Genomic DNA, 25,376 nt, shown 5'->3' with positions numbered 1-25,376 from the left:
AGGAATTGGCGGGGCGGACCGGGGATTTCTGGCACAAAACCCAAGTTCTCGTCAATCGGCCCTGTCAGAGGCCGGTTTGACCGGATCTTCGTGCTCAGGTCCAGTCACCTGAAGAGAGCTCTGGTCCTCCAAAGATCGCGAAAGCTCGATCTGCGCTAGCCGCTGTTGTAACTCACGTTCCATCTCAAGGACGTTCACTTGAAAGGAGGGCGGCGGCCCGACTGGTTGGTTCGGGTCCGGCGGCGGTTCGGTCGCGTTTCGGTTCGCGCGGTTGCTCGGTGCCTGCGTATTGCCATGGTTCGTTGCGTTGTGCGTATCCGCTCGCGCCTTGCCGGCTCTAGGGGCCTTTTCGACCCGCGTCGGATCAGGTGCCGGACGCGCCGGCTGTTGTGCCGCAATCGTGGCTTGCGCCCCCAAAGGGGACGGTATCGTGAATTCCATTGTAAGCTCCGTCTTTTGCGGAGCCCCCACCAAATACCAGTATAGTCGGCTCGGGATTAACTGAAGATTAAGGCGTGCAAGAGAATCCACACGAAGGTTAACTGCGCCTTAAATCGGCATGCCCGAAAACTTCGCCACAAGCTCGGGCAGTTTGCGTGCGCCGAACTTTTGCAGCAGTCGTGCGCGATGCGCTTCGACAGTGCGATAGCTTAGTCCCAACGAAAGGCCGATCTCTTTCGAAGTTTTACCCTGACAGGTCAGAATCGCCACATCGCGTTCACGCGGAGTCAATTCGACCACTGGGCGCTCGGCAGAGAGGTCAGCAAAGCTCCAAACCCCTTGTCGGAAAGGGTCATCTGGCGTCAGGCTGGTGCCACGCACCCGGCACCAAAACACGTCGCCATCTAGGCGCCGCATGACGCGCTCGTCCTCGTACCGTCCGGTTTCACGCAGGATGTCACCCCCGACGCGCGCCACTTTCTCATAGTCTTTCAAGGACGGGTACAGCCGCTCTAGCGACATATCGCGAAAGCTGTCGACTTCGGCTCCAAACATCTCGGCAAAGCGCAAGTTGCATTGGCGCACGATCCTGTTTTCGGTCAGTGCAAGCCCCGTGGGCGCGTACATGAAGGCAAGATCCATCTGCGTCATGGCCCTATCCTGCCAAAGCTTCGACGACAATTCAAACAGTTGCGTAGTTTTACGGGGCTTGCATGGATGCAAACTGTCGTTCGATAGTCGTTTGGTCGATCAGGGCGAAAGGGAAGTCTCATGAATCTGGCGCATTGGCTTGAGCGCACAGCGCAGATCAAAGGGGACCGGCCGGCGGTGTTTCGCGGGCCGGAACAGGTCTTTACCTATGCGGAGTTTTTTCGGGCTGCGCAGGGTCTGGCCGCTGCACTGGCCGCGCATGGTGTCGGGCCGGGCGACCGGGTCGCGCTTTTCATGAAGAACTGCCCCGAGTATCTTCTGGGCTTCTACGGTGTTTGGGGGCTGGGGGCGGCGGTTGTGCCGATCAATGCAAAGCTCCACCCGAAAGAGGCCGCCTTCATCGTCGATAACTCTGGCGCGAAGCTGGTATTGGCGACGGATGACCTGGCCTCTGACCTGTCAGACGTTATCGACGTGCCGTTGATCCATGTCGAGCACGACACGTTTACCGAGCTTTGCAATCATGATCCGCTACCAGTCGCGGAGCGCGCGGATAACGATCTGGCGTGGCTGTTCTATACGTCGGGCACAACCGGGCAGCCCAAGGGAGTCTATATCAGCCACGGAATGATCCGGTCGACATCGCTGTCCTATCTGTTGGATTGCGATGATGTCTCGCCTGAAGATGCAGTGTTTTATATGGCCCCGATGAGCCACGGCGCGGGCATCTATGCGCCCATCCACGTGGCCCGCGGCGCGCGACATATCACACCGGCCTCTGGCGGATTTGACGAGATCGAGCTTTTGGATACGGCCGAGAAACAAGGCCCGCTTCAAATGTTCATGGCTCCGACGATGGTAAGGAGGTTCACGGATATTGCGGAGGCAGCCGGGCGTCGCGGCGAAGGGATCAAGACCATCGTCTATGGCGGAGGTCCGATGTATCTGGCCGACATTGAGGACGCGGTAAACTGGTTCGGTCCACGTTTTATCCAGATTTATGGGCAGGGCGAATGCCCGATGGCGATCACCGCCCTGTCGCGTGACGATGTGGCTGACCGCACCCATCCGCGCTGGCGCGAGCGTCTGGCCTCGGTCGGGCGGGCGCAAAGTGTGGTTGAGGTACGGATTGGGGATGCTGCTGGTCTACCTTTGCCGCCCGGCGAAGTTGGTGAGATCATGGTGCGCGGCACACCCGTCATGCCCGGTTATTGGAACAATCCCGAGGCCACCGCGAAAACGCTAGTAGATGGCTGGCTGATGACCGGAGACATGGGATTTTTGGATGAAGACGGCTATTTGACCATGCGGGACCGGTCTAAGGACGTGATCATCTCGGGCGGGACGAATATCTATCCGCGCGAGGTGGAAGAGGCGCTGTTGACCCATCCGGATGTGCATGAGGTTAGCGTAGTGGGGCGCCCCAGCACGGAATGGGGCGAAGACGTTGTCGCATTTGTCGTTTTGGCGGAAGGCGCAAGTTTGGACGAGGCCACATTAGACGCGCATTGTTTGGCCAATATCGCACGGTTCAAACGCCCCAAGGCCTATTCTGCTGTGCAGGAGCTGCCGAAGAACAACTATGGCAAAGTGCTGAAAACCGAGCTTCGCAAGCTTTGCATATAAAAAAAGGCGCGCCGTTTCGGGCGCGCCTTGTCACATTCTGCTGTGTCTAAATCAGACCGGGCAGGGGCGCTGACGATAGGTGCCGTCGCCGTTCGAATAGGCGCACATGTTGGTGTGGCTATTGCGAGCAACCATGATGCCAGCAGCAGCGCCAGCCAGCGTGGTCAGAACTGTCCAGTTCTTGTTGGCGCCAATGGCATTGGCCGTGATCAGGCCAGCGCCGATACCGGCAACGCCGCCGATGATGGTTTTCTCTTGATCGGTCAGTGGGCGGTTCATGCAGGCGGTCAACGCCAGCGAAGCCACACAGGCAAGGGTCAATACGGATTTCTTCATGTTATCCTCCAGGATGAAAGGCTGTTTTCATACTCTTTCTAGGCGATTGACAGGTCAAGGAAACTGATCAGCGCATTCTCGTCCGAACCCGGCGGGATTTTGCCACCCAGAACGTGCTGCGTAAGAGGTGGCGTGATTTTGAAACTTGTTAATCTGTGTTTCTTGTCAGGATCGTCTTTGAAAAATCTGTGATAACAGGTTATAAACGCAAAACCTTTTTGTAAACTACAACCTTCCTGCGCGTTTGGTTTGAAAACTCAGGAACTGCCCCGTCAACCTAAAGAAAGCTAATCTCGTTATGCCGCATTCCAGACTTGCAGGAAGCCGAATTCGCGAACGCAGGCTTGTGCTGGGGCTGAAACAGGCGGCGCTGGCCAAAGAGGTTGGGATATCGGCGGCCTATCTGAACCTGATCGAGCATAACCGCAGGCGGGTTGGGGATAGTCTGCTGGACGCGATTGCAGGAGCGCTGAAGACAGACCCGGCCGTTCTGGCGGAAGGAGCCGAGGCTGCACTTCTGGGCGCGCTTAGTGAAGCGGATAAGCGGCTGCCGCAGGCGCAGGCCGAATTGGATCGGTCCGAAGACTTCGCAGGTCGCTTCCCCGGCTGGGCGTCTTTGGTCATGGCGCAAAATCAGCGCATTCAAGAGCTTGAGCAGATGGTCGAGGCGCTATCCGATCGATTGACCCACGATCCGGAACTGGCGGCATCGCTGCACGAAGTGATCTCGGCCGTGACGGCGATCCGCTCTACGGCGGCCATTTTGTCGGGCGGCGGCGAGGTTGATCAGGAATGGCAGGACCGTTTCTTGCGCAACATGCGTGATGAAGGGATGCGGTTGTCAGGTGCTGCACAGGGGTTGGTCGAATTTCTGGACGCCGGTAACAGCGAAGAGGTCGTGCCTATTGGTCCAGCAGAGGAGCTTGCCACGTTCCTCGAACTTCACAACCACTTCTTCTCCGACCTCGAGAACCCGGCAGTCTGGAAAGAAAATGCCCGAGATAAGGCGATAGGAATGGTTATCTCGGAAAGCGCGGCTTTGACCACGCGCGAAGCACAAGACATGGCGCGACAATTCCTAACGCAATATGTGGCGGATGCCGAAGCTATGCCCGTGCAGGAGTTTCAAGCCGAACGCGAGTCACTTGGTTGGGACCCGGTCGCTTTGGCGCGTTCTTTTGGTCAGCCCTTGCCATCGGTTATGCGTCGGATCGCATTCGTTCCTGCGCGTTCTGACGGGATGGCTGCTGGTGTAATCAGTTGTGATGGTGCAGGGGCGCTGGTGCTGCGCAAAGCCGTACCCGGATTTAGCCTGCCTCGGTTCGGGGCTGCCTGTCCCTATTGGCCGTTGTTTCAAGCCCTTGCACAGCCCGGACGCCCGATCCGCGCCGTGGTCCGCCAACCGGGCGGTGCAAGGCGGCGACATGTGTGTCAGGCAATTTGCGTGCAACGAGATGCGCCGTCCTTTGATCAGCCTCCGGCGCTTGAGGCTGTCATGCTGGTCCGCGAGCTGGATGATGCATTGGACGGAGAGGCTTTGTCACTCGCCACGCCGATTGAAGTTGGCTCGACCTGTCGTGTCTGCCCGCGGACCGATTGTTCTGCGCGCCGAGAGGCGACAATCCTGTCGGCGGGGTGATCCCGTTCGACCTTGTGCCAAGCGATGCAACTTTGTCGTGTGGGCGTGTTTTGCTTGATTGAGACAATGATCTTGGCGATAGTCGTTGGACGGTGTGGAAATGCCGCATCTCGGGGGAGGGGCGTATGTCAAAACAGGTGTTGGTCATCGAGGATGAACCGAACATCGCCGAGGCTATCAGCTTCATCTTAAGCCGTGATGGCTGGAGGGTGTCGACCCATGCCAGCGGGACAACTGCGGTGCAAGCTGTGCATGACGTCAAACCCGATGTGCTGATCCTTGATGTGATGCTGCCAGGCAAATCAGGCTATGACATCCTGCAGGATCTGCGTAGTTCGGATGCCACGCGCGCGCTTCCGGTTTTGATGTTGACCGCCAAGGGACAGAAAACCGACCGCGAGTTGGCCGAGCGGTTGGGCGTGAACCGTTTCATGACCAAGCCTTTCTCGAACACCGAAATGCTAAGCAATCTGCGCGAGCTGGTTGGAGGGTGAAAGGGGCATGAGGTCTCCGCGTGAACCCTTGTTTCTTGCACGCCAAAGCTATCGCAGGCGCCGGATCGAAGACGCTGCGCGGCTTTTGCCGCTGTTGGGCGTGATTTTGTTTCTTCTGCCCCTGATGGTAGGCGGGGTGATCGGATCGGCGCGCCTGGCCTATGTGTTCTCGGCATGGTTCCTTCTGATACTATCCGCGTTTGTCCTTGCCCGTTATCTTGGGCGAGAGGCTTCAGGTGCTGCTTCAGGAACACCTCGCGAAGCCCCTCAATCCAATGAAGAAAACACAGGTCTGCGCTGATGCTGACGTTCAACACGCTGGTCGTCGTTTGTTTTCTTTACGTCGTGATGCTGTTCATCGTCGCCTTTGTGGCCGATAAACGAGCGCGGCGTAGTAAGGTGCGATTTCTGTCCTCGCCCATGATCTATACGCTGTCCTTGTCGGTCTATTGTACAGCTTGGACCTTTTACGGGGCGGTCGGCTATGCGGCGCGATCGGGGTTGGAGTTCGTCACAATCTATCTGGGGCCGACTCTGGTGATGATCGGCTGGTGGTGGTTCTTGCGCAAATTGGTGCGGGTCGGACGCAGCCAGCGCGTCACCTCGATCGCGGATCTAGTATCATCGCGCTATGGTAAGTCGAACCTTCTGGGGGTGCTTGTCACGCTGATCGCCGTGATCGGCTCCACGCCCTACATTGCGCTTCAATTGCAATCGGTTACGTTGTCCTTTGCCGTTTTTGCGCGCGACCGATCCGCCGGATGGGCCATTCCCGATTTGGAGCAAACCGCCCTGTGGGTCGCGGGCGGCCTGGCCTTGTTCACCATCCTTTTTGGCACCCGCAACCTTGATGTGAACGAACGCCATCACGGCGTTGTCACGGCCATCGCGGTCGAGGCCGTGGTCAAGCTGGTGGCGCTTTTGGCGGTGGGTATTTTTGTTGTTTGGGGCATTGGTGGCGGGCCTCAGGGCATCGCGATCGCTATGGAGCAAGCCATTCAGGCTGCCCCAGAAGGCGCGTGGGCGCTGCAGGGCGGACGCTGGGTTGGACTGACGTTCCTGTCTGCGGCGGCCTTTCTGACCCTGCCGCGCATGTTTCAGGTGATGGTGGTTGAAAACGTGGATGAACGCCAGCTAGCCACTGCGTCATGGGCCTTTCCGCTTTACCTGTTTCTGATGAGCTTGTTCGTCATTCCAATCGCGGTGGTGGGGCTGGCCCTGTTGCCAAAGGGCGAGAACCCGGACCTGTTCGTCCTGACCCTGCCTTTGTATTTCGAGCGGGATGGGTTGGCGATGTTGTCATTCCTTGGGGGATTCAGCTCGGCCACTTCGATGGTCATTGTCGCCTCGATTGCGCTGGCGACCATGGTGTCAAACCACATCATTATGCCCATCTGGCTGTCGACACGACTTGGGGCTGGGGCGTCGGAGTATGGCGATGTCCGACGGATCCTGCTGACCGCGCGCCGGTTGTCCATCGGAGGCATTCTGGTTCTGGGATACTTTTATTACAGCATATCCGGTGGCGGGGCGGCGCTTGCGGCGATCGGGTTGATCTCGTTCGCTGGTGTGGCACAGGTGTTGCCAGCTATGGCGGGCGGGCTGTTCTGGCGCGGTGCTTCGCGAAACGGCGCGGTCGCCGGGCTTATCACCGGCTTTGCAATTTGGGCCTATACGCTTTTCCTGCCCAGCTTCGGAGAGGCAGGCGTAATGACCGGCACCATGTTGGCGCATGGTCCTTGGGGGATTGAAGCGCTGCGCCCGCAAGCTTTGTTCGGAGTGGACGGGTTGGACCCGGTCGTACACGCGCTATTCTGGTCGTTGATCCTGAACTGTGCGGTGTTCGTCCTGATCTCGCTTCTGTCTTTCCCCAGTCCGCTGGAGCGCCTGCAGGCGGCCCAATTCGTTAACGTGCTGGATCACTCGGGGCCCGCGCGCGGCCACAGCTTCAGCGCGGCCACATCCGAAGACCTTCTGGTTATGGCGCAACAGATCATGGGCGCGGATCAGGCACAGGCGTGGTTTCAAGCGCAAGCCGAGCAGCAAGGAAAGCAGGGTTACCTTCCGGACACGACGCCAGATTTCATCGGGCGATTGGAACGGGAGTTGTCGGGCCTCGTGGGGTCGGCGACCGCACATGCGATGATCGCGCAGATCCTTGGCGGGGCGACCATATCGGTCGATGACCTAATGGCCGTTGCCGACGAAACCCAGCAAATGCTGGAACAGACATCGCAGATGGAAGCGAAGCAGCTTGAGCTGACTACCACAGCCCGCCAGCTGTCCGAAGTGAACGAAAAGCTGACCCAGCTGTCGATCCAGAAAGATGCGTTCCTAAGCCAGATCAGCCACGAACTTCGTACCCCCATGACCTCGATCCGTGCGTTTTCGGAAATTCTGCGTGACGGCGGTGCCGATGATCCCGAGGCGGCCGCGCGCCATGCCTCGATCATCCATGATGAAAGCGTGCGTTTGACCCGGCTTTTGGACGATCTTCTGGATCTCAGTGTGCTGGAAAACGGTCAAGTGCAGCTTTATCCTCGGCGCGAGGTCGTGCGTGAAGTTCTTGACCGGGCGATTGCAGCGACGAGCTCGGTTATTGATCAAGAAAAGATGCATATCCACCGCAATCGATCGGATGAAGGAATTGCGCTTTACACGGACACCGACCGGTTGGCGCAGGTGTTCATCAACCTGATCTCGAATGCTGCGAAATACTGTGACGCAAACGGCAAGCGGCTAGCGATCCGTGTGCGTCAACGCGGAGGCCAGCTGCAGGTGGACTTTGTCGACAATGGCAGCGGTGTGCCTTTGGAAAGTCAGTCGATGATCTTCGAAAAATTCTCGCGCTTATCGGATCAGACGGCGGCCGGGGGGGCTGGGCTTGGACTGGCCATCTGTCGCGAGATCATGGATAAACTGGGAGGTGCAATCACCTATTTGCCCGGGCAGAGTGGCGCAGCGTTCCGCGTCACCTTGCCTGTTAGCACCCCATCCCCCCTTGGCCATGTTTCGAACGTGGGCGTCAATCATTTGTAAACCTTGTCTTGGCAGTGTCGGAGCGACCAATCGCTTGGAATTGATATGGCCGATCCAGAAACTCTCAGCGTGCTGCAACGCAAAGCCGGGGCAGGGCGACCGCCTTCGGGGATAAGTCCGCTCACCGCGACCGGAGCATTGGGAAATGCACTTCAACGCGCGGCGCAGGATGTGGCCAAGATATCCACTGCAATGCGATCGTCCGTCGAAGGTAAGGCGGTATTGGACGCGGTGCTGGATGAACTTCCCGAACAAGCTCTGCTTTGTTTGGTGGAAGGACCAGACAGCGGCTTTGGGATGGTTATTCTGGACGGTGCGTTGATGGTTGGGCTGGTCGAAGCCCTGACGATTGGTAAAGTGTCAAATGCCCTCGTCCCCGGTGATCGTTCGCCCACACGTACGGATGCTGCCATTTGCGCAGACTTCGTGGACCGATTGCTTGAGTGTTTTGAGGCGGAAGTCCAAGACGCGCAGTTAGAAATTGCCGCGCAGGTGACTGGATATCGCTATGCATTGCCGTTCATGGATCCACAGTTGATCCCGCTGACGCTCGAAAATGTAATGTACCGAACTTATCGGGCTGAGTTGGACCTAGCAGGTGGGGCAAAACAGGGCGCTCTGACGCTGATCCTCCCGTTCGATCCTCCAGCCAAAACCAAACGAGATGCAGCTGTAGAAGGGGGCACGACGGATGCAACCCTCGCGGATGTAGCAATGACCTGTCAGGCAGAATTACGTGCCATCCTTCATCAGGTGCATTTGCCGGTGACGGATGTCGCTAAGCTTGAGGTCGGGATGATGATCCCTGTGCCGGCACAGGCGCTCGGGCATGTTGATTTGTTGGACCCCAAGGGGGACATTGTGACGACGTGTCGACTGGGCCAGATACATGGCCAGAGGGCTTTGCGCATCGGAACCGCGGTGCCTGTTGACATGAGCCCGGCGCTCCCGATGGCATCGGTGGACACTGCGATGTCTACGACATCCTTGTCCTCAACCGCTCCGGATCTGCCAGTCGTAGGGGGCGATTTGCAGAACTCTTAAAGCCTGGAATTGCTTGACCTGCATCAATGCAGATTTTGCTGTCACGCTCCAAAGTCGAGGCAAAGGAGAACGCTATGGTAGATGTGAACAGGTATCGTGGAATTCTGACGGCGCGGATGAATGAACTAGACAAGCGCCTTCACGAGATTGAAGATGAATTGGAAGGCCACCAGTCGAAAGACTGGGAAGAACTGGCTGTCGAACGCGAGGAAGACGAGGTTCTGGAAGGTCTGGGTAACTCGGGCCAGACCGAAATCGCGCAAATCAAGGCAGCTTTTGCCCGTATGGATGAGGGCGAGTTCGGCTATTGCGTCGAATGCGGAAACGAGATTTCACCCGAACGACTGAACGTGCTGCCGCATACGCCGTTCTGTCGGGATTGCGCGGCCAAGCACGCTTGACTGCTGCTGCCACTGGATGGGTGAAGGCTTGGTGATTTAAAGACTTCGCCCAACCGATTGACATGAAAGGGAGAACGCCATGGCGTTTGAAGAACTTAAAGCCTCGATCAGTATGATTCTGGACGAGATTGCGAAACGGCCCGAAGATCGCCACGTTTTGCAGGAACAACTGCGCGAGAAAATTGCCGAGCTGGACAAGCTTGGTCTGCCAGTGCCCGAAGACATTCGTAACTTCGAGGAAAAGCTGGAAGACGATGACGCGGACGACCTGTTCGACAATATGCCCATCTGACAGGTGCGGTGAGCACTTTGGATTGTGACATATCCGACCGGGCGGTCGGGAAAAGTGTCTTGATGGCGCCAACAGCCATTGACAAGACCGCCCCCGATCTGCCCCTTGGAGGCAACTGATCACGGAGGAACCATGTCCGAGCCTGTCACCCTGCGCGTCGAGAACAATATTGCGGTCATCACAATTGATAATCCGCCCGTCAATGCCCTAAGCCATGCGGTGCGAACAGGATTATCTAGGCAGATACAGGCGGCGATCTCGGATGATGCCGTAAAGGCGATCGTGCTTGTGGCCAGTGGGCGCACGTTCCCTGCGGGTGCCGATGTGCGCGAGTTTGGACGCCCTCGTGAGACACCGATCCTGTCGCAAGTGTGCGACCTTCTGGAAACCAGTCCGAAACCTACAATCGCTGCAGTGCATGGAAACGCGCTTGGCGGAGGGTTTGAACTGGCGCTGGCGTGCCATTACCGCGTCGTGTTGAATAACGCCAAGTTGGGTTTGCCCGAAGTGAAGTTGGGCGTTCTGCCGGGCGGGGGCGGGACACAGCGCGTACCGCGTATCGTCGGGGCCGAAGCTGCTTTGGATCTGATGCTGTCAGGCAAACCAATCCAGGCCAAGAAAGCGCTTGGTCTTGGGTTGATCGACAAGATTGCCGAAACTGACGTGGACGATGCCGCGCTTGCGATGGCACAACAGGTCGTCTTGGAGGGTGCCAAGACCCGCCCAACCCGTGACCGCGCCGATGGTCTGCAGGATGCAGTCGCATTTGCGAACGCCGTTGCCGCCCGTCGCAAAAAGATGAAGAACGATCCGCTGCCCTCGGTTGCGCGGATCATCGACTGCGTCGAAGCCGCCCAAATCCTGCCGTTCGAGGCTGGCATCGCAATGGAACGCACGGCTTTTGATGACTGCGAAACAGGTCCAGAAGCAACGGCCATGCGCCACGCGTTTTTTGCCGAGCGTCGTGCGGCGAAAGTCCCCGAGCTGAAGGGGGCGACGCTGCGCCCGGTCACGTCCATTGGTGTTGTCGGAGCCGGAACCATGGGCGCTGGCATTGCGATCGCCTGTCTGGACGCAGGGTTCCCAGTCGTGCTGGTCGAGCGTGATCAGGACGGGCTGGAGCGTGGCGTTCAGCGCATCGTTAGCAACTATGATAAATCGGTCGCCAAAGGCCGCATCGACGCAGCCACCGGTGAAGGGCGCCTGTCGCGCCTGACCGGTACGACAAACATGCAGGATCTGACTCCGGTCGATTTGATCATCGAAGCCGTATTCGAGGACGAGGATGTCAAACGCAACGTGTTCGCTCAGCTGGATGAGGTGATGAAGCCGGGCGGGATCCTTGCGACCAACACCTCGTATCTGGATATCGACGCATTGGCTGCGACGATCTCGCGGCCGCAAGATGTGGTTGGGTATCACTTCTTCTCTCCTGCACACATCATGAAGCTGCTCGAAATTGTGGTCGGCGAGAAAACCGATCCCAACGTGGTGGCCACCGGGTTTGAACTGGCGCGTAAGCTGCGCAAAGTGCCCGTGCGGGCAGGGGTGGCCGATGGGTTTATCGGTAATCGGGTGCTTGCGGCCTACCGGCTGGCGGCTGATTTCATGCTGGAAGATGGCGCGACACCGGCGCAGGTCGACGCAGCGATGCGCGCTTTCGGCTTTCCTATTGGTCCCTATCAAGTTTTGGATATGGCCGGACTGGATATTTCGTGGGCGCGGCGCAAGCGACTAGCGGCCACGCGCGCACCAGAAGATCGCTATGTCAGCATCGGAGACAAGATCTGCGAACAGGGCTGGTTCGGTCAGAAAGCGGGGCGCGGATACTATATCCACGATCAAGAGGATGGCCCGGTAGAAAACCCGGACGTATTGGAGATCATCGAGGACGAACGCCGCGCCCAAGGGATTACGCCGCGCAGTTTCTCGGATCAAGAAATTCAGGACCGCTGCCTATTTGCGATGGCGAACGAAGGTGCCCGGCTGGTTTCAGAGGGTGTCGCATTGCGCCCGTCCGATGTGGATGTGGTGCTTCTGTATGGCTATGGCTTCCCGCGCCATCGCGGCGGTCCGATGATGGCGGCGGATCAGGTCGGTCTTTTGAAAGTGAAGAACGCGCTGACCAGCTGGCGGGCCGAAGAGCCACGTTTCTGGGCGCCGTCCCCATTGTTTGACGAGCTGATCAAAAACGGTCGCAAGTTTGGCGACCTATAAGCACTTGCTTTGAAAAGGGCGGTGGGGCCGAAAGTGGCCCCGTCGCGACATCAGCTCAGCGAAACGCCAAGGATAACGCACATCAGACCTAGAACGGACAGGCCAAGCGCGCCCATGTTCAGTGCCATGGCCTTTTGAACGCGTGCGCGCAGCTGCGCATCTTCAAGCCCTTCGCGCTTGGCTTTCATGACCTTCAGCGCACTGGCCACCAACCCGATCAGGCCGATACCAGACATGATTGCTCCTACGATGATCAGCCAGTCCATGGCGGTCTCCTGTTTTGGTTTCCATGCGCCTACCGCGCGGGATGCCGCTGTGCAAGCCCTGTGAGGTCTTGAAGGTGATCAACTGTCGGGCTAAATCGGGTTTCAACATCGCCTGTCACGATCTGCGGGCAATCATCACAGGTAAGAGGGCCCCATGGACGAACAACAAACCGACAGCAGCTATCGCGTCACCGCAAACGAGCTTCGCCAGTTCATCGAACGTATCGAGCGTTTGGACATGGAAAAAAAGGACATTGCGGACCAACAGAAAGAGGTCATGGCAGAAGCAAAAGGCCGTGGCTATGACACCAAGGTCATGCGCAAGGTGATCGCCCTTCGCAAGCGCGATGCCAATGACATCGCAGAAGAAGAGGCGGTGCTGGACATGTATAAGGAAGCCTTGGGCATGTAAGCCCTTCAGGCTGAGGAACGAAAAGGGCCCGGCGGGGCCCTTTTTTTATGCGCTCAGCAATGTGACGCCCGGAATTCTGGCGATGTCTCTCAGATCACTTTCATAGTTTTCCGTCAGCTCGTCGACCAAATCCTGTGTCCAGCCCGGCAGGTTGATTTCGTGCTCAACCACTCCGTCCTTGGCAAACTTGTCAAGGAAAGCCGCCAATATACGGCGGCGATGAACGTCGGTCTGAAACGGGTTTTCGCGCAAATAGGCCCGCAGTCGGGTCATCCCGTCCGCTTTGGTAATCTGCTCAAGAACGTCGAGCCCTCCACGTTCAAGCTCGATGGCTCGATCTACCCCTGAAATCGCATGCATGACCTCTGGCCAGATCAGTGGCGTATCTTCATTGCACCACACAGTGATCGGAGTATCTGGGTTGGCGTCACGAATGCTTTCGATCACGTCCGCCCAGTACAGATCGCGTGGGTCCGCAGACGCCAGCATGAGCTCTCTTTTCTCGTCGTCCAGATGGGAAGCGATGTCGGGCATGAAATTGGCAATGTTGCTGATCCCCAAGTAGTAGGAGACTTCATGATCGGGGAACAAATTACGCATCCAAGACGTGTTGCGCGCGGCCAAAGGATAAAGACGTCCGTCTTCGATCGCGCGGTGATGAACGCCTAAGGAATGCTGATGCCCAAGTACAATCCGTTTGGCTTCTTTGGAATCGATAAGCTCGTCAATAAGCATGTCCTGTGTGTCGGCACTGGCAACACTGCCCTTTAGTTTGACCATGATCTGGCCCAGTAAACCCCGATACCGCGTAGGTCCGGGAACGGCGACCCCATCCGAGAAAAGCTGATTGGCGTTTTTCAGAAGCGACTTCGTCAACTGGTCGTCATCCGTGCAATGTGCGCCGATATGGATTGCGATTTTCATCTGCCGCCTGTGTTCTGCTGCCCTGCCAAAGTGAAACATACTGGGGATTTCTGGACAGTTAAACTAATTTCAGGTTAAAGCCGGTGCATGGTTGAGCAAAAGACTCGGATAGAGGCGCCAAGACGCGCACGTCTTCGGCTAAATATTTGGTCTGTCGGGGCAATTGTGATTGCCGCGCTGGTGATTTTGCCGATCCTCTCGATCCTTTGGCTGGCGCTTACGCCCGAAGAAAATGCGTGGCCGCATTTAATGGCAACCACCTTGCCGCGCTACGTCACCAACACGATGATCATTTCGCTGTCCGTCGGGTTTTTATCCGCTGCGGTAGGGACAGGATCGGCTTGGCTAATAACCATGTATCGCTTCCCTGGTGCGCGATGGCTCGAATGGCTTTTGCTGACACCTTTGGCGATTCCGGCCTATGTCGGGGCTTATGCTCTTGTCGATTTTTTGGAATATGCCGGACCGCTTCAGACCGGTCTGCGGTCTGTGTTCGGGTGGGAAAGCGCGCGCGACTATTGGTTCCCTGAAATCCGCTCGCGCTGGGCGGCCATTGTCGTGCTGGCGGCGGCTTTGAACCCCTATGTCTTTCTTCTGGCCCGCGCGGCGTTTCGTGAGCAATCCGCTGATGCCTATGAGGTCGCCCGCGCGTTAGGGGCAGGGCCGTTTGCTCGCTTCTGGCGCGTGGGCCTGCCGCTTGCACGACCAGCCATCGCCGCAGGGGTTGCCATCGTGATGATGGAGACGGTGTCGGATTTCGGTGTCGTGGACTATTTCGCCGTGCAAACCCTGACCACGGGCATCTTTACCGTCTGGTTGGAAAGCCATAACGCAGGAGGCGCAGCCCAGATTGCTTTGGTCATTCTCGGTTTCGTTTTCCTGTTGGCTGCGCTTGAAAAGCTCGGACGCTCGCGCAGCCGGTTCTATCGGATGTCACGCCAAAGCCGCCCGGTCGAACCGCGCCAGCTCGGGCGTTTGGGCGGCTTGGCAGCGTTGATGCTGTGCGCAGTCCCCTTCGTAATCGGCTTTGTGCTGCCCGTAGCTGTTCTGTTCTCGCACGCATTGGCCAAGCCGGAATACTGGCTGTCGAACGGGCTGTTCTCGGCTCTGGTACACACGTTGACCGTCGGAGCAGTCGCTGCTTTCGTCACAGTGCTGGGCGCGCTGTTTCTGGTTTACGGGGTGCGTCTTTCCGGCAGTGCATTTGCGCGCAAACTGATGCCTGTCACCACCATCGGTTATGCGGCGCCCGGTGCCGTTCTGGGCATTGGGATCCTGATCCCTATGGCGGCGGCGGACAACGCGATGGCGGATGGCGTTCTTGCGGTGACGGGATGGGATCCCGGTCTGGTGATGACGGGCACTGCCTTTGCCGTGATCTATGCCTATTGCGTGCGCTTCTTCGCTATCGCACAAGGCGCCACCGATGCCGCAATTGAACGCGTCTCGCCCAACATTCCGATGGCGGCCCGTTCACTAGGCCGTTCGGCCCGCGGCGCTTTAACCGAGGTCTACTTCCCTTTGATTCGCGGCTCGGTTGGCACAGCGCTTTTGCTGGTCTTTGTCGACAGCGTGAAAGAGCTACCCGCAACCCTGCTTTTGCGCCCCTTCAACTATGGCACCCTCGCCACTCGAGTTTACGAGCAAGCGTCGCTTGAACAGCTGGGGCAGGCCGCCCCACCTGCTCTGATGGTCATCGCCGTCGGCCTCTGCGCCGTCGCCCTGATGGCCCGCGCCAGCCGCCGCTGAACTTTCACTTGCACCTTCTGAAAGAAGCAATTAGATCGTCCCCGAGTGCCCCTATAGCTCAGCTGGTAGAGCAACTGATTTGTAATCAGTAGGTCCGCGGTTCGAGTCCGTGTGGGGGCACCATTTTCACCAAACACACCTTGTACGGCCAACTTTCAAGACCGGCGGCTTTATGTATGCGTATTCGCCCAGTTCGCTAATGGAAATCCCGGCTGGGAAACAAGCGTTTGGCTTGATCGCGCGGATGCATGGCGCGGGCGGGGTGGCGGGACTGTTTCGGGGTGTCGTCGGTGCGCGCGCCCTCGGTGGTCAGGGCTTCGGGCATCGGGTGGCCAAGTTCGTAAAGCTTATAGGACAGGTCGGTAATTTCTTTTGCGATCAGGTGTACGACGATGCCTTCGCGTTGCAGATAGCCCTTCACTTGCAACAACCGCGCGCCCATGACGATGCGGCGGTGTTGCTCATAGACCTTGGGCCAGACCACCACATTGCTGACGCCGGTTTCGTCTTCAAGCGTCAGGAAAATTACACCGGACGCCGTGCCGGGGCGCTGGCGGGTGATGACAAGGCCGCAGACCGCATGGCGGCCCAACGGGACCTGTTGCAGCGTGTCATGGCGGGTCAGGCCGGGAATTTTTGGGCGCAACAGCTCCATCGGGTGGGCGCGCAGGGTTAGGCGGGTGGCGACGTAATCCTCGACGACTTCCTCGCCCAGATGCATTGCGGGCAGGGCAACGGATGGCTCGTTGATGCTTTCGCCGTCAATCGGGTCGTTGAAGAGCGGCAGGGGCTTGGGGCTTTGGATCGCCTTGACCTGCCACAGCGCGTCGCGCCGGGTCAGGCCCATATCAGCGAAGGCGTCGGCCTCGGCCAGACGTTCCAGCGCGGCGGGGATCAGGCCCGCGCGCAGCCACAGCGCTTGCGGGTCCGGGTATCCGTTCCCGCGCGCCGCCACGATCCAGCCCGCGTCTTCCTCGCGAAAGCCTTTGATCTGGCGAAAGCCCAAGCGCAGCGCCAGCGTGCCGTCCGGGCGGCGTTCCAGACGGTTGTCCCAGTCCGAGTGGTTCACGCAGATGGGCCGCGTTTCCACCCCATGTTCGCGCGCATCCCGCACGATCTGGGCAGGCGCATAGAACCCCATCGGTTGCGAGTTCAAAAGCGCGCAGGCAAAGACCGCTGGGTGGTGGCATTTCATCCAAGCCGAGACGTAAGCCAGCATCGCAAACGCCGCCGCGTGGCTTTCGGGAAAGCCGTAATCCGCGAAGCCTTCGATCTGCCCGAAGCAGCGTTCTGCGACGTCTGTGCTATATCCATTCTTCAGCATCCCGGTGATGAACTTGTCGCGGTGCTGGCCAATGGTGCCCATCCGCCGGAACGAGGCCAGAGAGCGGCGCAGGTGGTCGGCCTCTTCTGCGGTAAAGCCCGCGCCGACCACGGCAATCTGCATGGCCTGTTCCTGAAACAGCGGTACACCAAGGGTGCGGCGTGTCACCTCTTCCAGCTCTGGGCCGAAGGGCTCGGGTTGCTCAAGCCCTTGGCGTCGCTTGATAAAAGGCTGCACCATGCCGCCCTGAATGGGGCCAGGGCGGACGATGGCGACCTCGATCACCAGATCATAGAAGGTCTGCGGCTTCATGCGCGGCAGGAAGTTCATCTGGGCGCGGCTTTCGACCTGAAACACCCCGACCGCGTCGGCGGCACAGAGCATATCATAGGTGGTCGGGTCTTCCTGCGGGACGGTGGCGATGCCCAGATCCTGCCCTTCGAACTCGCTGAGCAGGGCAAAGCTTTTGCGCAGGCAGCTGAGCATCCCCAGCCCCAGAATATCCACCTTCAGGATGCCCAACGCGTCGATGTCATCCTTATCCCAGCAGATGACGGTGCGGTTCTCCATCGCGGCGTTTTCGATCGGGGCCAGCTCGTCCAGCCGCCCGCGGGTGATGATAAACCCGCCCACATGCTGAGACAGGTGGCGGGGAAAGCCGATGACCTCGCGGATCAGATGAATGGTTTGCATCAGACGGCGGTCTTCGGGATCAAGGCCAACCTCGCGGATACGGTCGGGATCGACGCCACCATTGCTCATTCCCCAGATTTGGCCGGATAGGCTCGAGGTCACGTCCTGCGACAGGCCCATCACCTTGCCGACCTCGCGGATGGCCGCGCGGCTTCGGAAGTGAATGACCGTGGCGCAGAGCCCCGCCCGGTGGCGGCCGTATTTCTGATAGATCCACTGGATCACCTCTTCGCGGCGCTCATGTTCGAAATCCACGTCAATATCCGGCGGCTCGCCCCGGTATTTCGAGATGAAACGCTCGAACACCATCGAGATCATGTCGGGGCTGACATCGGTGATGCCCAGAAGATAACAGAGGATCGAATTGGCGGCAGATCCACGCCCCTGACACAGAATACCCTGCGATTTTGCAAACTGCACAATGTCATGGACGGTCAGGAAATAGGCTGGGAAATCAAGATCTTTCACCACGGCCAGCTCTTTGGCCATGAGCGTGTGCGCACGGTCTGGCGCACCATTGGGATAGCGCCGTTCCAGCCCCTCATGCGCCAGCCGTTCCAACCGGGCGAAAGGGGGCTCAGTCGCGTCTTCTTCATGCGGGTATTCATAGGACAGCTCGCCCAGATCAAAGCTGCACCGGTCTGCGATTTCCAGCGTGCGGCGGATCGCGCCGGGGTGGTTGCGAAACAGGCGGATCATGTCGCGGGCGGGTTTGATGCGGCGTTCGGCATTGGGCAGCGCACGGGTGCCGATCTGGTCGATGGTGATGTGCTCGCGCATGCAAGTCAGCACATCGGCCAGTTGGCGGCGGCTGGCGTGATGCATCAGCACATCCCCCACCGCAACCATCGGGGCCGAGGCGCGGTGCGCCAAGTCAGCGCAAGCGGTCAGATAGGCCTGATCGCTGCCGTCATAACGGGGTGCTGCCCCCAGAAAGACGTGATCGGGAAAGCGGCGGCGCATCTGCTGGATCTCGGACACGGCCTGCTTGAACCTCTTCTGGGGCAGGGCGATCAGGATCATGCCTTTGCACGCCTCCAGCATGTCCTTGGTGTAGAGGGTGCACTGACCTTTCTCGGCCCGGCGTTTGCCCAAAGTCAGAAGGCGCGTCAGACGTTGATAGGCGGCGCGGTCGCGGGGCAGGGCGACCCAGTCCACCGTGCTGTCCTGCAAAATCAAGCGGCATCCGGCAATCAGCTTGGGCAGCTGGAGGGCATCTGGTTTGGCAATCGGCGTCTCAGGACCGGTTTTCTGTCGCGAAGAAGAATCCACCCGCTGCTGTGACTGGATTTTCACCGCCTCGTCGGCCTCTTGCCTGAGTTGCTTCAAGGCGGACCACGCGCGCACGACCCCGGCCAGTGAATTGTGGTCCGTGATGGCGATGGCGGACAATCCAAGCTCGGCGGCACGTACGATCAGCTCTTCCGGATGCGAGGCGCCGGTCAGGAAGGTGAAGTTCGTGGTGACGCAGAGCTCGGCATACGAGCTTCCTTGCGCGCGCAGGCTGCGCAGATGGGGTGTATCGGGCGGGGTCATGCGAACTCTCCCTGTACGAACCAGCCGGGGTTTTGCGGCGTATGGAACAGCCAAAGCCGCCTTCCTTGCGTGGTCTCGACGCGCCAGTAATCGCGCAGGCCAGATCGCCAGTTTTCATCGGGAAGCCACCATTCCGGCGCGATGCGTTCCGGCCCCGTGGCGCGCCCTGTGGTCAGGGACATGCGCCGCCAGCGAAAGCGTTTGGGCGGCTGAGGTCCGTGGGCGGCAATCGGTTCGGGCGGGAACAGGGACAGGGGGCGGGGCTGCGTGCAGGCCCATGGCCCGCCGCGCGTGGCCTCGGAATAGGCGACGGGGGCGATCAGGAAGCTGCGTTCGGGGATGTGGCTGTCGGCGGGCAGGAACCGCTGGATGTTCTCAAGCCCAATGCGCGCGCCGATCCGGGTGACCAGATCCTCAAGCTGCCCCGCGCTGCCGTTCTGCGTGGTCGAAGCATGGGTGATCTGCTGGGCGCGCAGGGGTTCAACTTGGGTGGCTTGCAGGCGGAGTTGGTCAATGCCAAAGCCTGCGTCGACCTCGGCCAAGCCGCGTTCAAAGAGCGGCAGGATACGCTGGGGATCGTGCAAGGCGCGGGCCAGCCGCAGTTCCACGTCCTGACTGTCCTGATCCACCCGGCGCACCGTGACCGTCAGCACCCGCGCGCCCATCTCGTGCGTTTGCAGTTTGGCGCAGAGTTGATCCAACAGGCGCGAGACTCCCGCCATCACGTCCCCGATCAGGCCAATGGGCTCGGGCAGGGTCATGCGGACCCCAAAATGGGGCGGGTCGGCCAGCGGGGTGATGTCCTCGGGCTGGTGGCCAAGGGCTTGGTCCAGCCGCATCAGCACATCCGTCCCAAAGCGCCGTGCAAGGGGCGCGCGGGCGGTGCTGGCCAGATCGCCAATCTTGCGCAGGCCCAGCCGTTCCAGCGCGGTGGTGGTTTTGTCCCCCAACCGCAGCGCCGCCACGGGCAGCGCCTGAAGCACGGGCAGGGGATCGCCCGCAGGGGCCACACCTTCGCCGAAATGTGCCAAGGCCCAAGACGCGCCCCGCGTGTCCGCCAGCCCGATTTGCACCGACAGACCGGCGCGCATCAGGCGCATGCGCATGTCGGCCAACATCCGGTCTTCACCGCCGAACAGATGGGTGGCTCCGGTCACGTCCAAGACCAGCCCATCCCGGCCTTCCAGCCCGACCCATGGGCAATAGCGCGTGGCCCAGCGGCGCAGAAGATGCAGGAAGCGGTCGTCCTGTGGCAGGTCCACCGGGGTCGTCTGCAGGTCGGGACAAAAGGCGCGGGCGTCGGAATAGGGCATGCCCACGTGCAGCCCCTGTTTCAGTGCTGGCCCATTCAGGCAATACAGCCGATCCGTGTTGCTGATTTTCTGGGTCAGGGCAAAGGGGCCATCCAGCGGGCAGCGGCGGAGAACCCGGTCACTTGCCAACCGGGGGAACCACAACGACATGACGCGACGCCCGATCCCATCGAACATACCAAACACCCAATGTTCCTGATTTGTTCTTTTTAAGCTCCCACCGATGCAGAGTCGAGTCCTCGCCGCCATAATCCGGGTCAAAAACGGGCGCGCAATGCCAGCGGGTTTCGGCGGCGTTGCTGCCCATCCCTTCGGGGATGATGGCCAGCCCCGTGGACTTCCCATCGCGGGCGGCCAGTTGCAGGCGTCGGCCCTCGGTCAGGCCAAGGGGTTTGTGCAGGGCCATCACGACAAGCGGAACGGCCCCGTCGCGCAGGGCTTCTTCTGCGACGGCCAGCGATTGCATCTGGTCCTTGGTGTTGCACAGGGCAAAGTCCGCCGGGTTGATGAAAGGGGCAAAGCCGTTTGGGTTGATCTGGGCTGCGTCCCATCCGCCGCGCACCCACAGGCACGGACCGCCCAAACGCGCCGCAATCGCGAAGGCGAAGACCTGCGCGCCGGGGCCGTACACTTCATGCGTGCGGGTCTTGGCTGGTGGAAAGTGAGGCCGGTCGAGAATCTGCATGGGTCCAGATTAGCACCGCGTCGCCAAAAGGAACATACGCAGAACAAAACCGCCCGCGGCACGAGGGTGCAGCGGGCGGAGAATGTGTCAGCGGTGATCTGTTTGGATCAGTCCAGGAACGCTTTCTCGACCACATATTGCGCAGGTTTCGAGTTCGCGCCTTCCTCAAGCCCGTATTCCTCGAACATCTCTTTCAGTTCTAGGTTAAAGGCCAGATTGCCGCAGATCATCGCGCGGTCATGGTCGGGGTTCAGCGGCTCGACGCCCAGATCCTTGAACGCCTCGCCCGAGCGCATCAGGTCGGTGATGCGGCCCATCTTGGGGCTCTGTTCGCGGGTGGTGGTCGGGTAATACTTGATCTTCTTCCAGAAGCCTTCACCGATCACTTCGTTCAGAAGCTCATCGTCTTTCAGCGCCTCGATCAGGTTCGCACCATAGGTCAGCTCGCCCACTTCACGGCAGGTGTGGGTGATGATCACCTCGTCGTAATCCTCGTAAGTCTGCGGTTCGCGCAGAAGCGAGGCGAAGGGGGCAAAGCCGGTGCCGGTGGCGAAGAACCAGATGCGTTTGCCGGGGATCAGGGCGTCATGCACCAGCGTGCCAACGGGTTTCGGACGCAGGATGATCTCGTCGCCCACTTCAAGGTGCTGCAGTTTCGAGGTCAGCGGCCCATCCGGAACCTTGATCGAGTAGAACTCCAGCTCTTCATCCCAGCTGGGAGATGCAATCGAATAGGCACGCAGAAGCGGTTTTTGTTTGCCGGTCTCCGGGTGCGGGTCGCCCATCAACCCGATCATCACGAACTCGCCCGAGCGGAAGCGCAGGCTGGCAGGCCGCGTGCAGCGGAACCTGAACAGACGATCAGTGTAATGTTCAACTTCGGTCACGGTCTGCGCGTCGGGCAGGGTGGGGACCGGTTTTACTTTGGTTTCAGCATCCATAACGGGCGTCACTTCATTCATAAGCGTCAGCAGGGCACAATGCCCCGCCCTTTCCTGTCAGAGTATATAGGAGGGTTACGAAGACCGGTCTAGCCAGTCATCCGCGACCTATAGTCATAGGCCTTCCAGTCCGCCCGGAACTTCCATTCGGCTTCCGGCTGACGTTGGGCCAGCTCGTCCGAGATCTCGACCTCGTCAAAGCCCGACCGGCGCGCCATCGCATATTGGTCCGAGATCACGTGGCCGTGGGCGCGCAGACGCCCCTGATAGCCCAAAAGGCGCAGCTGACGGCCCAGCGTGAAGCCGCGTCCATCCGCGAATGACGGAAAATCGATGCGGATGGCAGGCACGCCGACCATCAGATCGGCCAGCGCCGCCGGATCCGTGTCCGAGGCGATGTGCAATCCGCGCGTGTCATTGGCAGCACGTTCGTCCGGGGTTGCGAACCCTTCAGTCCAGTCGTCACGGGCAAAGCCGTTATCGGTTACAATCACACTCATGCTTCTGCTCCTACGCGTACCATTTTACCATCCACGAAATGGATGCCGCATTCCGTCTTCTCGGCCCCGCGCCAGCGTCCGGCACGTGGGTCTTCCCCGGGTTTCACAGCCGAGGTACAGGGTGCACAGCCGATTGACGGGAAGCCGCGGCTGACCAGCGGGTGCTTGGGCAGTCGGTTGTTGATCAGGTAATCCTGCACGTCGGACGCCGCCCAATGGGCCAACGGATTGACCTTCAGCAGACCATCCTCGGCCTCGAAAAACTCCAGATCCACGCGTTTGCCGCCCTGAAAGCGTTTGCGCCCGGTGATCCAGCCGTCAAACCCGTCCAAAGCACGGTCCAGCGGCTCAACCTTACGTACAGCGCAGCAGGCATCGGTGTCTGCCAAATGCAGAATGTTGTCCGGGTCACGGGCGAACAGCTCTTCCGGGTCAGGATGCACAACGCGCACATCGGTCAGGCCCAACTTTTCAGCCACCTCGACCTGATAATCGAGCGTTTCCTGAAACAGCATCTGTGTGTCCAGAAAGATCACCGGAACGGTGCGGTCGACCTTGGCCACCAAGTGCAGCAACACAACGCTTTCCGCACCAAAGCTGGACACCAGCGCAAGCGAGCCAATGGTGCTGTCCGACAGCGCCCGCTCCACGACCGAGGTCGCGGAATGGTGCTTGTAACGACCGTTCAGATCAGCCGCGCGCTCTTCCGCGGGGGGAAGGGGGATTTCAAGCGGCATGGGTCTTGTCCTCTTCCGGATAGAGGGCCGCCTTGAACGGCGCTTCGCCCAGACGGCGGAAGGCGTCGATGAAGGTCTCGCCCTCGTCCTCGCGGTGCTCAAGATAGGCGTGCACCAGACGTTCGATGGCCGGGACGATCTGGTCATAGGCAAAGCCGGGGCCGGCCCGTTTGCCAATCACAGTGTCCGGGCCGGCGTCACCACCCAAGGTGATCTGATAGTTTTCGACGCCCGCACGGTCCAGACCCAGAATGCCGATATGGCCCAGGTGGTGGTGACCACAGGCGTTGATGCAGCCCGAGATCTTGATCTGCAGATGGCCGATGTCGTGCTCGATCTTCAGCGCGTCGAAACGCTCGGCAATTTCTTGCGCGACCGGGATCGAGCGGGCTGTGGCCAGCGCGCAGTAATCCATGCCCGGGCAGGCGATGATGTCCGAGATCAGACCGGCATTGGCCGTCGCCATGCCATGCGCGCGAAGTGTCGCGAACAGCGCAGGCAAGTCCGAGCGGTGGACATGCGGGAAGATCACGTTCTGCTCGTGGCTGATACGAATGTCGCTGTGGCCGAACTGTTCGGCCAGATCAGCAAGCACGCGCATCTGATCCGAGCTGGCGTCGCCCGGCGTCGCGCCATGCGCTTTCATCGAGATCGTGACGATCCCGTAGCCGTCCGCGCGGTGGTCATCCACATTGGTATCGCTCCACGACCGGAAGATCGGGTCGGCGTCACGGGCAGCGTGATAGCCCGCAAGGTCGGCCGTCTTGAAGTCAGGTGCGGTGAAGTCAGCGGCGATGCTGGCGAAATGCTCTTGATCCACGCCGGAAAACAGCGGGCGCAGCTGAGCGAAGCGGGCCTCGACCAATTCGTGGATCTTGTCGATCCCGTTCTCCATCGTGGTGATCTTGATGCGCGCCTTATACTTGTTATCGCGGCGACCCAGCGTGTTGTAGACGCTGACGATGGCCTCGACATAAGGCAGCAGATCTGCGCGGGGCAGGAAGTCTTTCAAGACCTGACCGACGACGGGCGTGCGGCCAAGGCCACCACCAACAAGGATCTGATAACCCACATCGCCCGCGTCGTTCTTCACGATGCGAATGCCGATGTCATGCGCCTTGGTGACAGCACGGTCAGCCTTGGACCCGGTCACGGCCAGCTTGAACTTGCGCGGCAGGAACTGGAATTCCGGGTGGTCGGTGGACCACTGGCGCAATAGCTCGGCCGTTGGGCGGGGATCTTCAACCTCGTCCGCGGCAGCGCCCGCGAAGTGGTCTGCGGTCACGTTACGGATCGTGTTGCCCGAGGTCTGGATGGCGTGCATGCCAACATCCGCGAGCGCGTCCAGCATGTCAGGAATATCCGACAGGCGCGGCCAGTTATACTGAATGTTCTGACGCGTGGTCCAATGGCCATAGCCCTTGTCCCAGCGTTCACTGATCATCGCCAGCTGACGCATCTGGCTGGGGTTCAGCGAGCCATAAGGGATCGCAACGCGCAGCATATAGGCGTGCAGTTGCAGATAGACGCCGTTCATCAGGCGCAGCGGTTTGAACTCGTCTTCGGTCAGCGCGCCCGAGATGCGGCGGCCCACTTGCTCGCGGAATTGATCCACGCGGTTGCGCACGAAGCTTTCGTCGAAATGGTTGTAATCATACATTGGCCACGGCCTCCGACGCCGATTGCTCTGTCTGTTTGCCGTGGTAGCGGTTCGACGGGCCGGTGGCACGGAACGCTTCGCGGAAATGGGTGGGGATCGGGCCAGTGGGGCCTGCGGCTGCGTCAGCCAGATAGGGGCCAACAGCCACGCCGGGCTCGGTTTCGGCATGGGCCAGTTGGGCGTTCGCCTCGGCCTCGTCGTCGATCAACCATGCCATACACATGTCACGCACCCATGACCCGTTGCGGGCCATATAGATTACGTCACCTTCGATCAGATCGTTGGCGGTTACGACTTTGGGTGTGAATGGGCGGGGCATAGGATGTCCTTTCCGGTTGCGTTCGTGCATTATATAGGACATTTTCCCATTATTCCGCGAGGTGTCGTGGGAAATAAGGAATGTTGTTTCGGTTTGAGCGCCAATTGGAACGCCCGGACCAGAAGAAGGGAAAAAGC

Annotated in this window: 23 protein-coding genes and 1 tRNA gene; 12 read left to right on the top strand and 12 right to left on the bottom strand. The window is 59.6% G+C overall.

Annotated features, from left to right (window positions below):
* Nucleotides 1–549: 549 nt before the first annotated feature.
* Nucleotides 550–1,092, bottom strand: a complete 543-nt coding sequence (locus ACP15F_RS09080) for a LuxR C-terminal-related transcriptional regulator (protein WP_424940483.1) — start codon at nt 1,090–1,092, stop codon at nt 550–552.
* Between the two features lie 120 nt (nt 1,093–1,212).
* Here ACP15F_RS09080 and ACP15F_RS09075 point away from each other — a divergent pair, with 120 nt between their 5' ends.
* Entirely contained in the window at nt 1,213–2,718 is a 1,506-nt protein-coding gene (locus tag ACP15F_RS09075; protein WP_424940482.1) for a class I adenylate-forming enzyme family protein, read from the top strand.
* Between the two features lie 51 nt (nt 2,719–2,769).
* Here the strand turns inward: ACP15F_RS09075 and ACP15F_RS09070 are convergent, their stop codons facing one another.
* Nucleotides 2,770–3,054 carry a glucose-6-phosphate isomerase gene (locus ACP15F_RS09070; protein ID WP_142854628.1) on the bottom strand — a complete coding sequence of 95 codons (285 nt, stop codon included), beginning with the start codon at nt 3,052–3,054 and terminating at the stop codon, nt 2,770–2,772.
* 298 nt (nt 3,055–3,352) lie between these two features.
* Here ACP15F_RS09070 and ACP15F_RS09065 point away from each other — a divergent pair, with 298 nt between their 5' ends.
* From ACP15F_RS09065 to ACP15F_RS09030, 8 genes are all read left to right on the top strand, one after another.
* Nucleotides 3,353–4,693, top strand: a complete 1,341-nt coding sequence (locus ACP15F_RS09065) for a short-chain fatty acyl-CoA regulator family protein (protein ID WP_424940481.1) — start codon at nt 3,353–3,355, stop codon at nt 4,691–4,693.
* Nucleotides 4,694–4,818: 125 nt separating this feature from the next.
* Nucleotides 4,819–5,187, top strand: coding sequence for a response regulator transcription factor (locus ACP15F_RS09060; RefSeq protein ID WP_424940480.1), 369 nt, complete (start codon nt 4,819–4,821; stop codon nt 5,185–5,187).
* Between the two features lie 7 nt (nt 5,188–5,194).
* Entirely contained in the window at nt 5,195–5,488 is a 294-nt protein-coding gene (locus ACP15F_RS09055; RefSeq protein WP_424940479.1) for a hypothetical protein, read from the top strand.
* Entirely contained in the window at nt 5,488–8,226 is a 2,739-nt protein-coding gene (locus ACP15F_RS09050; RefSeq protein WP_424940478.1) for an ATP-binding protein, read from the top strand. The genes ACP15F_RS09055 and ACP15F_RS09050 overlap by 1 nt, the downstream gene beginning before the upstream one ends.
* Nucleotides 8,227–8,271: 45 nt before the next feature.
* Nucleotides 8,272–9,270 carry a FliM/FliN family flagellar motor switch protein gene (locus tag ACP15F_RS09045; protein WP_424940477.1) on the top strand — a complete coding sequence of 333 codons (999 nt, stop codon included), beginning with the start codon at nt 8,272–8,274 and terminating at the stop codon, nt 9,268–9,270.
* A gap of 74 nt (nt 9,271–9,344) precedes the next feature.
* Nucleotides 9,345–9,671 (top strand): TraR/DksA family transcriptional regulator, encoded by a 327-nt coding sequence (locus ACP15F_RS09040; protein WP_424940476.1) that lies wholly within the window; start codon nt 9,345–9,347, stop codon nt 9,669–9,671.
* 79 nt (nt 9,672–9,750) lie between these two features.
* Nucleotides 9,751–9,963 (top strand): hypothetical protein, encoded by a 213-nt coding sequence (locus ACP15F_RS09035; RefSeq protein ID WP_424940475.1) that lies wholly within the window; start codon nt 9,751–9,753, stop codon nt 9,961–9,963.
* Nucleotides 9,964–10,095: 132 nt separating this feature from the next.
* On the top strand, nt 10,096–12,180 hold the full coding sequence (locus tag ACP15F_RS09030; protein ID WP_424940474.1) for a 3-hydroxyacyl-CoA dehydrogenase NAD-binding domain-containing protein: 2,085 nt from the start codon (nt 10,096–10,098) through the stop codon (nt 12,178–12,180).
* A gap of 50 nt (nt 12,181–12,230) precedes the next feature.
* Here the strand turns inward: ACP15F_RS09030 and ACP15F_RS09025 are convergent, their stop codons facing one another.
* The gene (locus ACP15F_RS09025) at nt 12,231–12,446 is read right to left on the bottom strand and encodes a hypothetical protein (RefSeq protein WP_424940473.1); all 216 of its coding nucleotides are present in this window, start codon (nt 12,444–12,446) and stop codon (nt 12,231–12,233) included.
* Between the two features lie 154 nt (nt 12,447–12,600).
* Between ACP15F_RS09025 and ACP15F_RS09020 the strand changes: the two genes are divergently transcribed.
* A complete protein-coding gene (locus ACP15F_RS09020; protein WP_424940472.1) occupies nt 12,601–12,858 on the top strand; it encodes a DUF2312 domain-containing protein in 258 nt (85 codons plus the stop codon).
* Nucleotides 12,859–12,903: 45 nt separating this feature from the next.
* Here ACP15F_RS09020 and ACP15F_RS09015 read toward each other — a convergent pair whose 3' ends face one another.
* Nucleotides 12,904–13,782: a hypothetical protein gene (locus ACP15F_RS09015; protein ID WP_424940471.1), complete on the bottom strand. Its 879-nt coding sequence runs from the start codon at nt 13,780–13,782 to the stop codon at nt 12,904–12,906.
* Between the two features lie 87 nt (nt 13,783–13,869).
* On the opposite strand from ACP15F_RS09015, the gene ACP15F_RS09010 reads away from it, so the two are divergent.
* Both ACP15F_RS09010 and ACP15F_RS09005 read left to right on the top strand, forming a co-directional pair.
* On the top strand, nt 13,870–15,531 hold the full coding sequence (locus tag ACP15F_RS09010) for an ABC transporter permease (RefSeq protein WP_424940470.1): 1,662 nt from the start codon (nt 13,870–13,872) through the stop codon (nt 15,529–15,531).
* A gap of 47 nt (nt 15,532–15,578) precedes the next feature.
* Nucleotides 15,579–15,654: transfer RNA gene (locus tag ACP15F_RS09005), tRNA-Thr, on the top strand.
* Between the two features lie 73 nt (nt 15,655–15,727).
* Here ACP15F_RS09005 and ACP15F_RS09000 read toward each other — a convergent pair.
* The 8 genes from ACP15F_RS09000 to ACP15F_RS08965 form a co-directional block, all read right to left on the bottom strand.
* On the bottom strand, nt 15,728–19,084 hold the full coding sequence (locus tag ACP15F_RS09000) for an error-prone DNA polymerase (RefSeq protein WP_424940469.1): 3,357 nt from the start codon (nt 19,082–19,084) through the stop codon (nt 15,728–15,730).
* Nucleotides 19,081–20,574: a Y-family DNA polymerase gene (locus ACP15F_RS08995; RefSeq protein WP_424940965.1), complete on the bottom strand. Its 1,494-nt coding sequence runs from the start codon at nt 20,572–20,574 to the stop codon at nt 19,081–19,083. Before ACP15F_RS08995 ends, ACP15F_RS09000 begins: the two co-directional genes overlap by 4 nt.
* Nucleotides 20,516–21,082, bottom strand: a complete 567-nt coding sequence (locus ACP15F_RS08990; RefSeq protein ID WP_424940468.1) for an ImuA family protein — start codon at nt 21,080–21,082, stop codon at nt 20,516–20,518. The genes ACP15F_RS08995 and ACP15F_RS08990 overlap by 59 nt, the downstream gene beginning before the upstream one ends.
* 107 nt (nt 21,083–21,189) lie before the next feature.
* Nucleotides 21,190–22,044, bottom strand: a complete 855-nt coding sequence (locus tag ACP15F_RS08985; protein ID WP_424940467.1) for a ferredoxin--NADP reductase — start codon at nt 22,042–22,044, stop codon at nt 21,190–21,192.
* Between the two features lie 68 nt (nt 22,045–22,112).
* On the bottom strand, nt 22,113–22,523 hold the full coding sequence (locus ACP15F_RS08980; protein WP_424940466.1) for a DUF934 domain-containing protein: 411 nt from the start codon (nt 22,521–22,523) through the stop codon (nt 22,113–22,115).
* Entirely contained in the window at nt 22,520–23,260 is a 741-nt protein-coding gene (locus tag ACP15F_RS08975) for a phosphoadenylyl-sulfate reductase (RefSeq protein ID WP_424940465.1), read from the bottom strand. Before ACP15F_RS08975 ends, ACP15F_RS08980 begins: the two co-directional genes overlap by 4 nt.
* The gene (locus ACP15F_RS08970; protein WP_424940464.1) at nt 23,250–24,920 is read right to left on the bottom strand and encodes a nitrite/sulfite reductase; all 1,671 of its coding nucleotides are present in this window, start codon (nt 24,918–24,920) and stop codon (nt 23,250–23,252) included. The genes ACP15F_RS08975 and ACP15F_RS08970 overlap by 11 nt, the downstream gene beginning before the upstream one ends.
* A complete protein-coding gene (locus ACP15F_RS08965; RefSeq protein WP_424940463.1) occupies nt 24,913–25,239 on the bottom strand; it encodes a DUF2849 domain-containing protein in 327 nt (108 codons plus the stop codon). Before ACP15F_RS08965 ends, ACP15F_RS08970 begins: the two co-directional genes overlap by 8 nt.
* Nucleotides 25,240–25,376 lie beyond the last annotated feature (137 nt).

Source organism: Aliiroseovarius sp. S253, assembly GCF_049800855.1.
Lineage (GTDB): Bacteria > Pseudomonadota > Alphaproteobacteria > Rhodobacterales > Rhodobacteraceae > Aliiroseovarius.
The sequence above is the reverse complement of the archived record's forward strand: the minus strand, read 5'-3'. Positions and strand labels throughout refer to the sequence as shown.

Coding starts and splice junctions, on each gene's coding strand:
- ACP15F_RS09040 (WP_424940476.1), top strand. CDS start 9,345: ATGGTAGATGTGAACAGGTATCGTGGAATTCTGACGGCGCGGATGAAT.
- ACP15F_RS09065 (WP_424940481.1), top strand. CDS start 3,353: ATGCCGCATTCCAGACTTGCAGGAAGCCGAATTCGCGAACGCAGGCTT.
- ACP15F_RS08965 (WP_424940463.1), bottom strand. CDS start 25,239: ATGCCCCGCCCATTCACACCCAAAGTCGTAACCGCCAACGATCTGATC.
- ACP15F_RS08990 (WP_424940468.1), bottom strand. CDS start 21,082: ATGCAGATTCTCGACCGGCCTCACTTTCCACCAGCCAAGACCCGCACG.
- ACP15F_RS08980 (WP_424940466.1), bottom strand. CDS start 22,523: ATGAGTGTGATTGTAACCGATAACGGCTTTGCCCGTGACGACTGGACT.
- ACP15F_RS09050 (WP_424940478.1), top strand. CDS start 5,488: ATGCTGACGTTCAACACGCTGGTCGTCGTTTGTTTTCTTTACGTCGTG.
- ACP15F_RS09035 (WP_424940475.1), top strand. CDS start 9,751: ATGGCGTTTGAAGAACTTAAAGCCTCGATCAGTATGATTCTGGACGAG.
- ACP15F_RS09080 (WP_424940483.1), bottom strand. CDS start 1,092: ATGACGCAGATGGATCTTGCCTTCATGTACGCGCCCACGGGGCTTGCA.
- ACP15F_RS09070 (WP_142854628.1), bottom strand. CDS start 3,054: ATGAAGAAATCCGTATTGACCCTTGCCTGTGTGGCTTCGCTGGCGTTG.
- ACP15F_RS08985 (WP_424940467.1), bottom strand. CDS start 22,044: ATGAATGAAGTGACGCCCGTTATGGATGCTGAAACCAAAGTAAAACCG.
- ACP15F_RS09060 (WP_424940480.1), top strand. CDS start 4,819: ATGTCAAAACAGGTGTTGGTCATCGAGGATGAACCGAACATCGCCGAG.
- ACP15F_RS09010 (WP_424940470.1), top strand. CDS start 13,870: ATGGTTGAGCAAAAGACTCGGATAGAGGCGCCAAGACGCGCACGTCTT.
- ACP15F_RS09045 (WP_424940477.1), top strand. CDS start 8,272: ATGGCCGATCCAGAAACTCTCAGCGTGCTGCAACGCAAAGCCGGGGCA.
- ACP15F_RS09025 (WP_424940473.1), bottom strand. CDS start 12,446: ATGGACTGGCTGATCATCGTAGGAGCAATCATGTCTGGTATCGGCCTG.
- ACP15F_RS09075 (WP_424940482.1), top strand. CDS start 1,213: ATGAATCTGGCGCATTGGCTTGAGCGCACAGCGCAGATCAAAGGGGAC.
- ACP15F_RS09015 (WP_424940471.1), bottom strand. CDS start 13,782: ATGAAAATCGCAATCCATATCGGCGCACATTGCACGGATGACGACCAG.
- ACP15F_RS08995 (WP_424940965.1), bottom strand. CDS start 20,574: ATGTTCGATGGGATCGGGCGTCGCGTCATGTCGTTGTGGTTCCCCCGG.
- ACP15F_RS09020 (WP_424940472.1), top strand. CDS start 12,601: ATGGACGAACAACAAACCGACAGCAGCTATCGCGTCACCGCAAACGAG.
- ACP15F_RS08975 (WP_424940465.1), bottom strand. CDS start 23,260: ATGCCGCTTGAAATCCCCCTTCCCCCCGCGGAAGAGCGCGCGGCTGAT.
- ACP15F_RS09030 (WP_424940474.1), top strand. CDS start 10,096: ATGTCCGAGCCTGTCACCCTGCGCGTCGAGAACAATATTGCGGTCATC.
- ACP15F_RS09055 (WP_424940479.1), top strand. CDS start 5,195: ATGAGGTCTCCGCGTGAACCCTTGTTTCTTGCACGCCAAAGCTATCGC.
- ACP15F_RS08970 (WP_424940464.1), bottom strand. CDS start 24,920: ATGTATGATTACAACCATTTCGACGAAAGCTTCGTGCGCAACCGCGTG.
- ACP15F_RS09000 (WP_424940469.1), bottom strand. CDS start 19,084: ATGACCCCGCCCGATACACCCCATCTGCGCAGCCTGCGCGCGCAAGGA.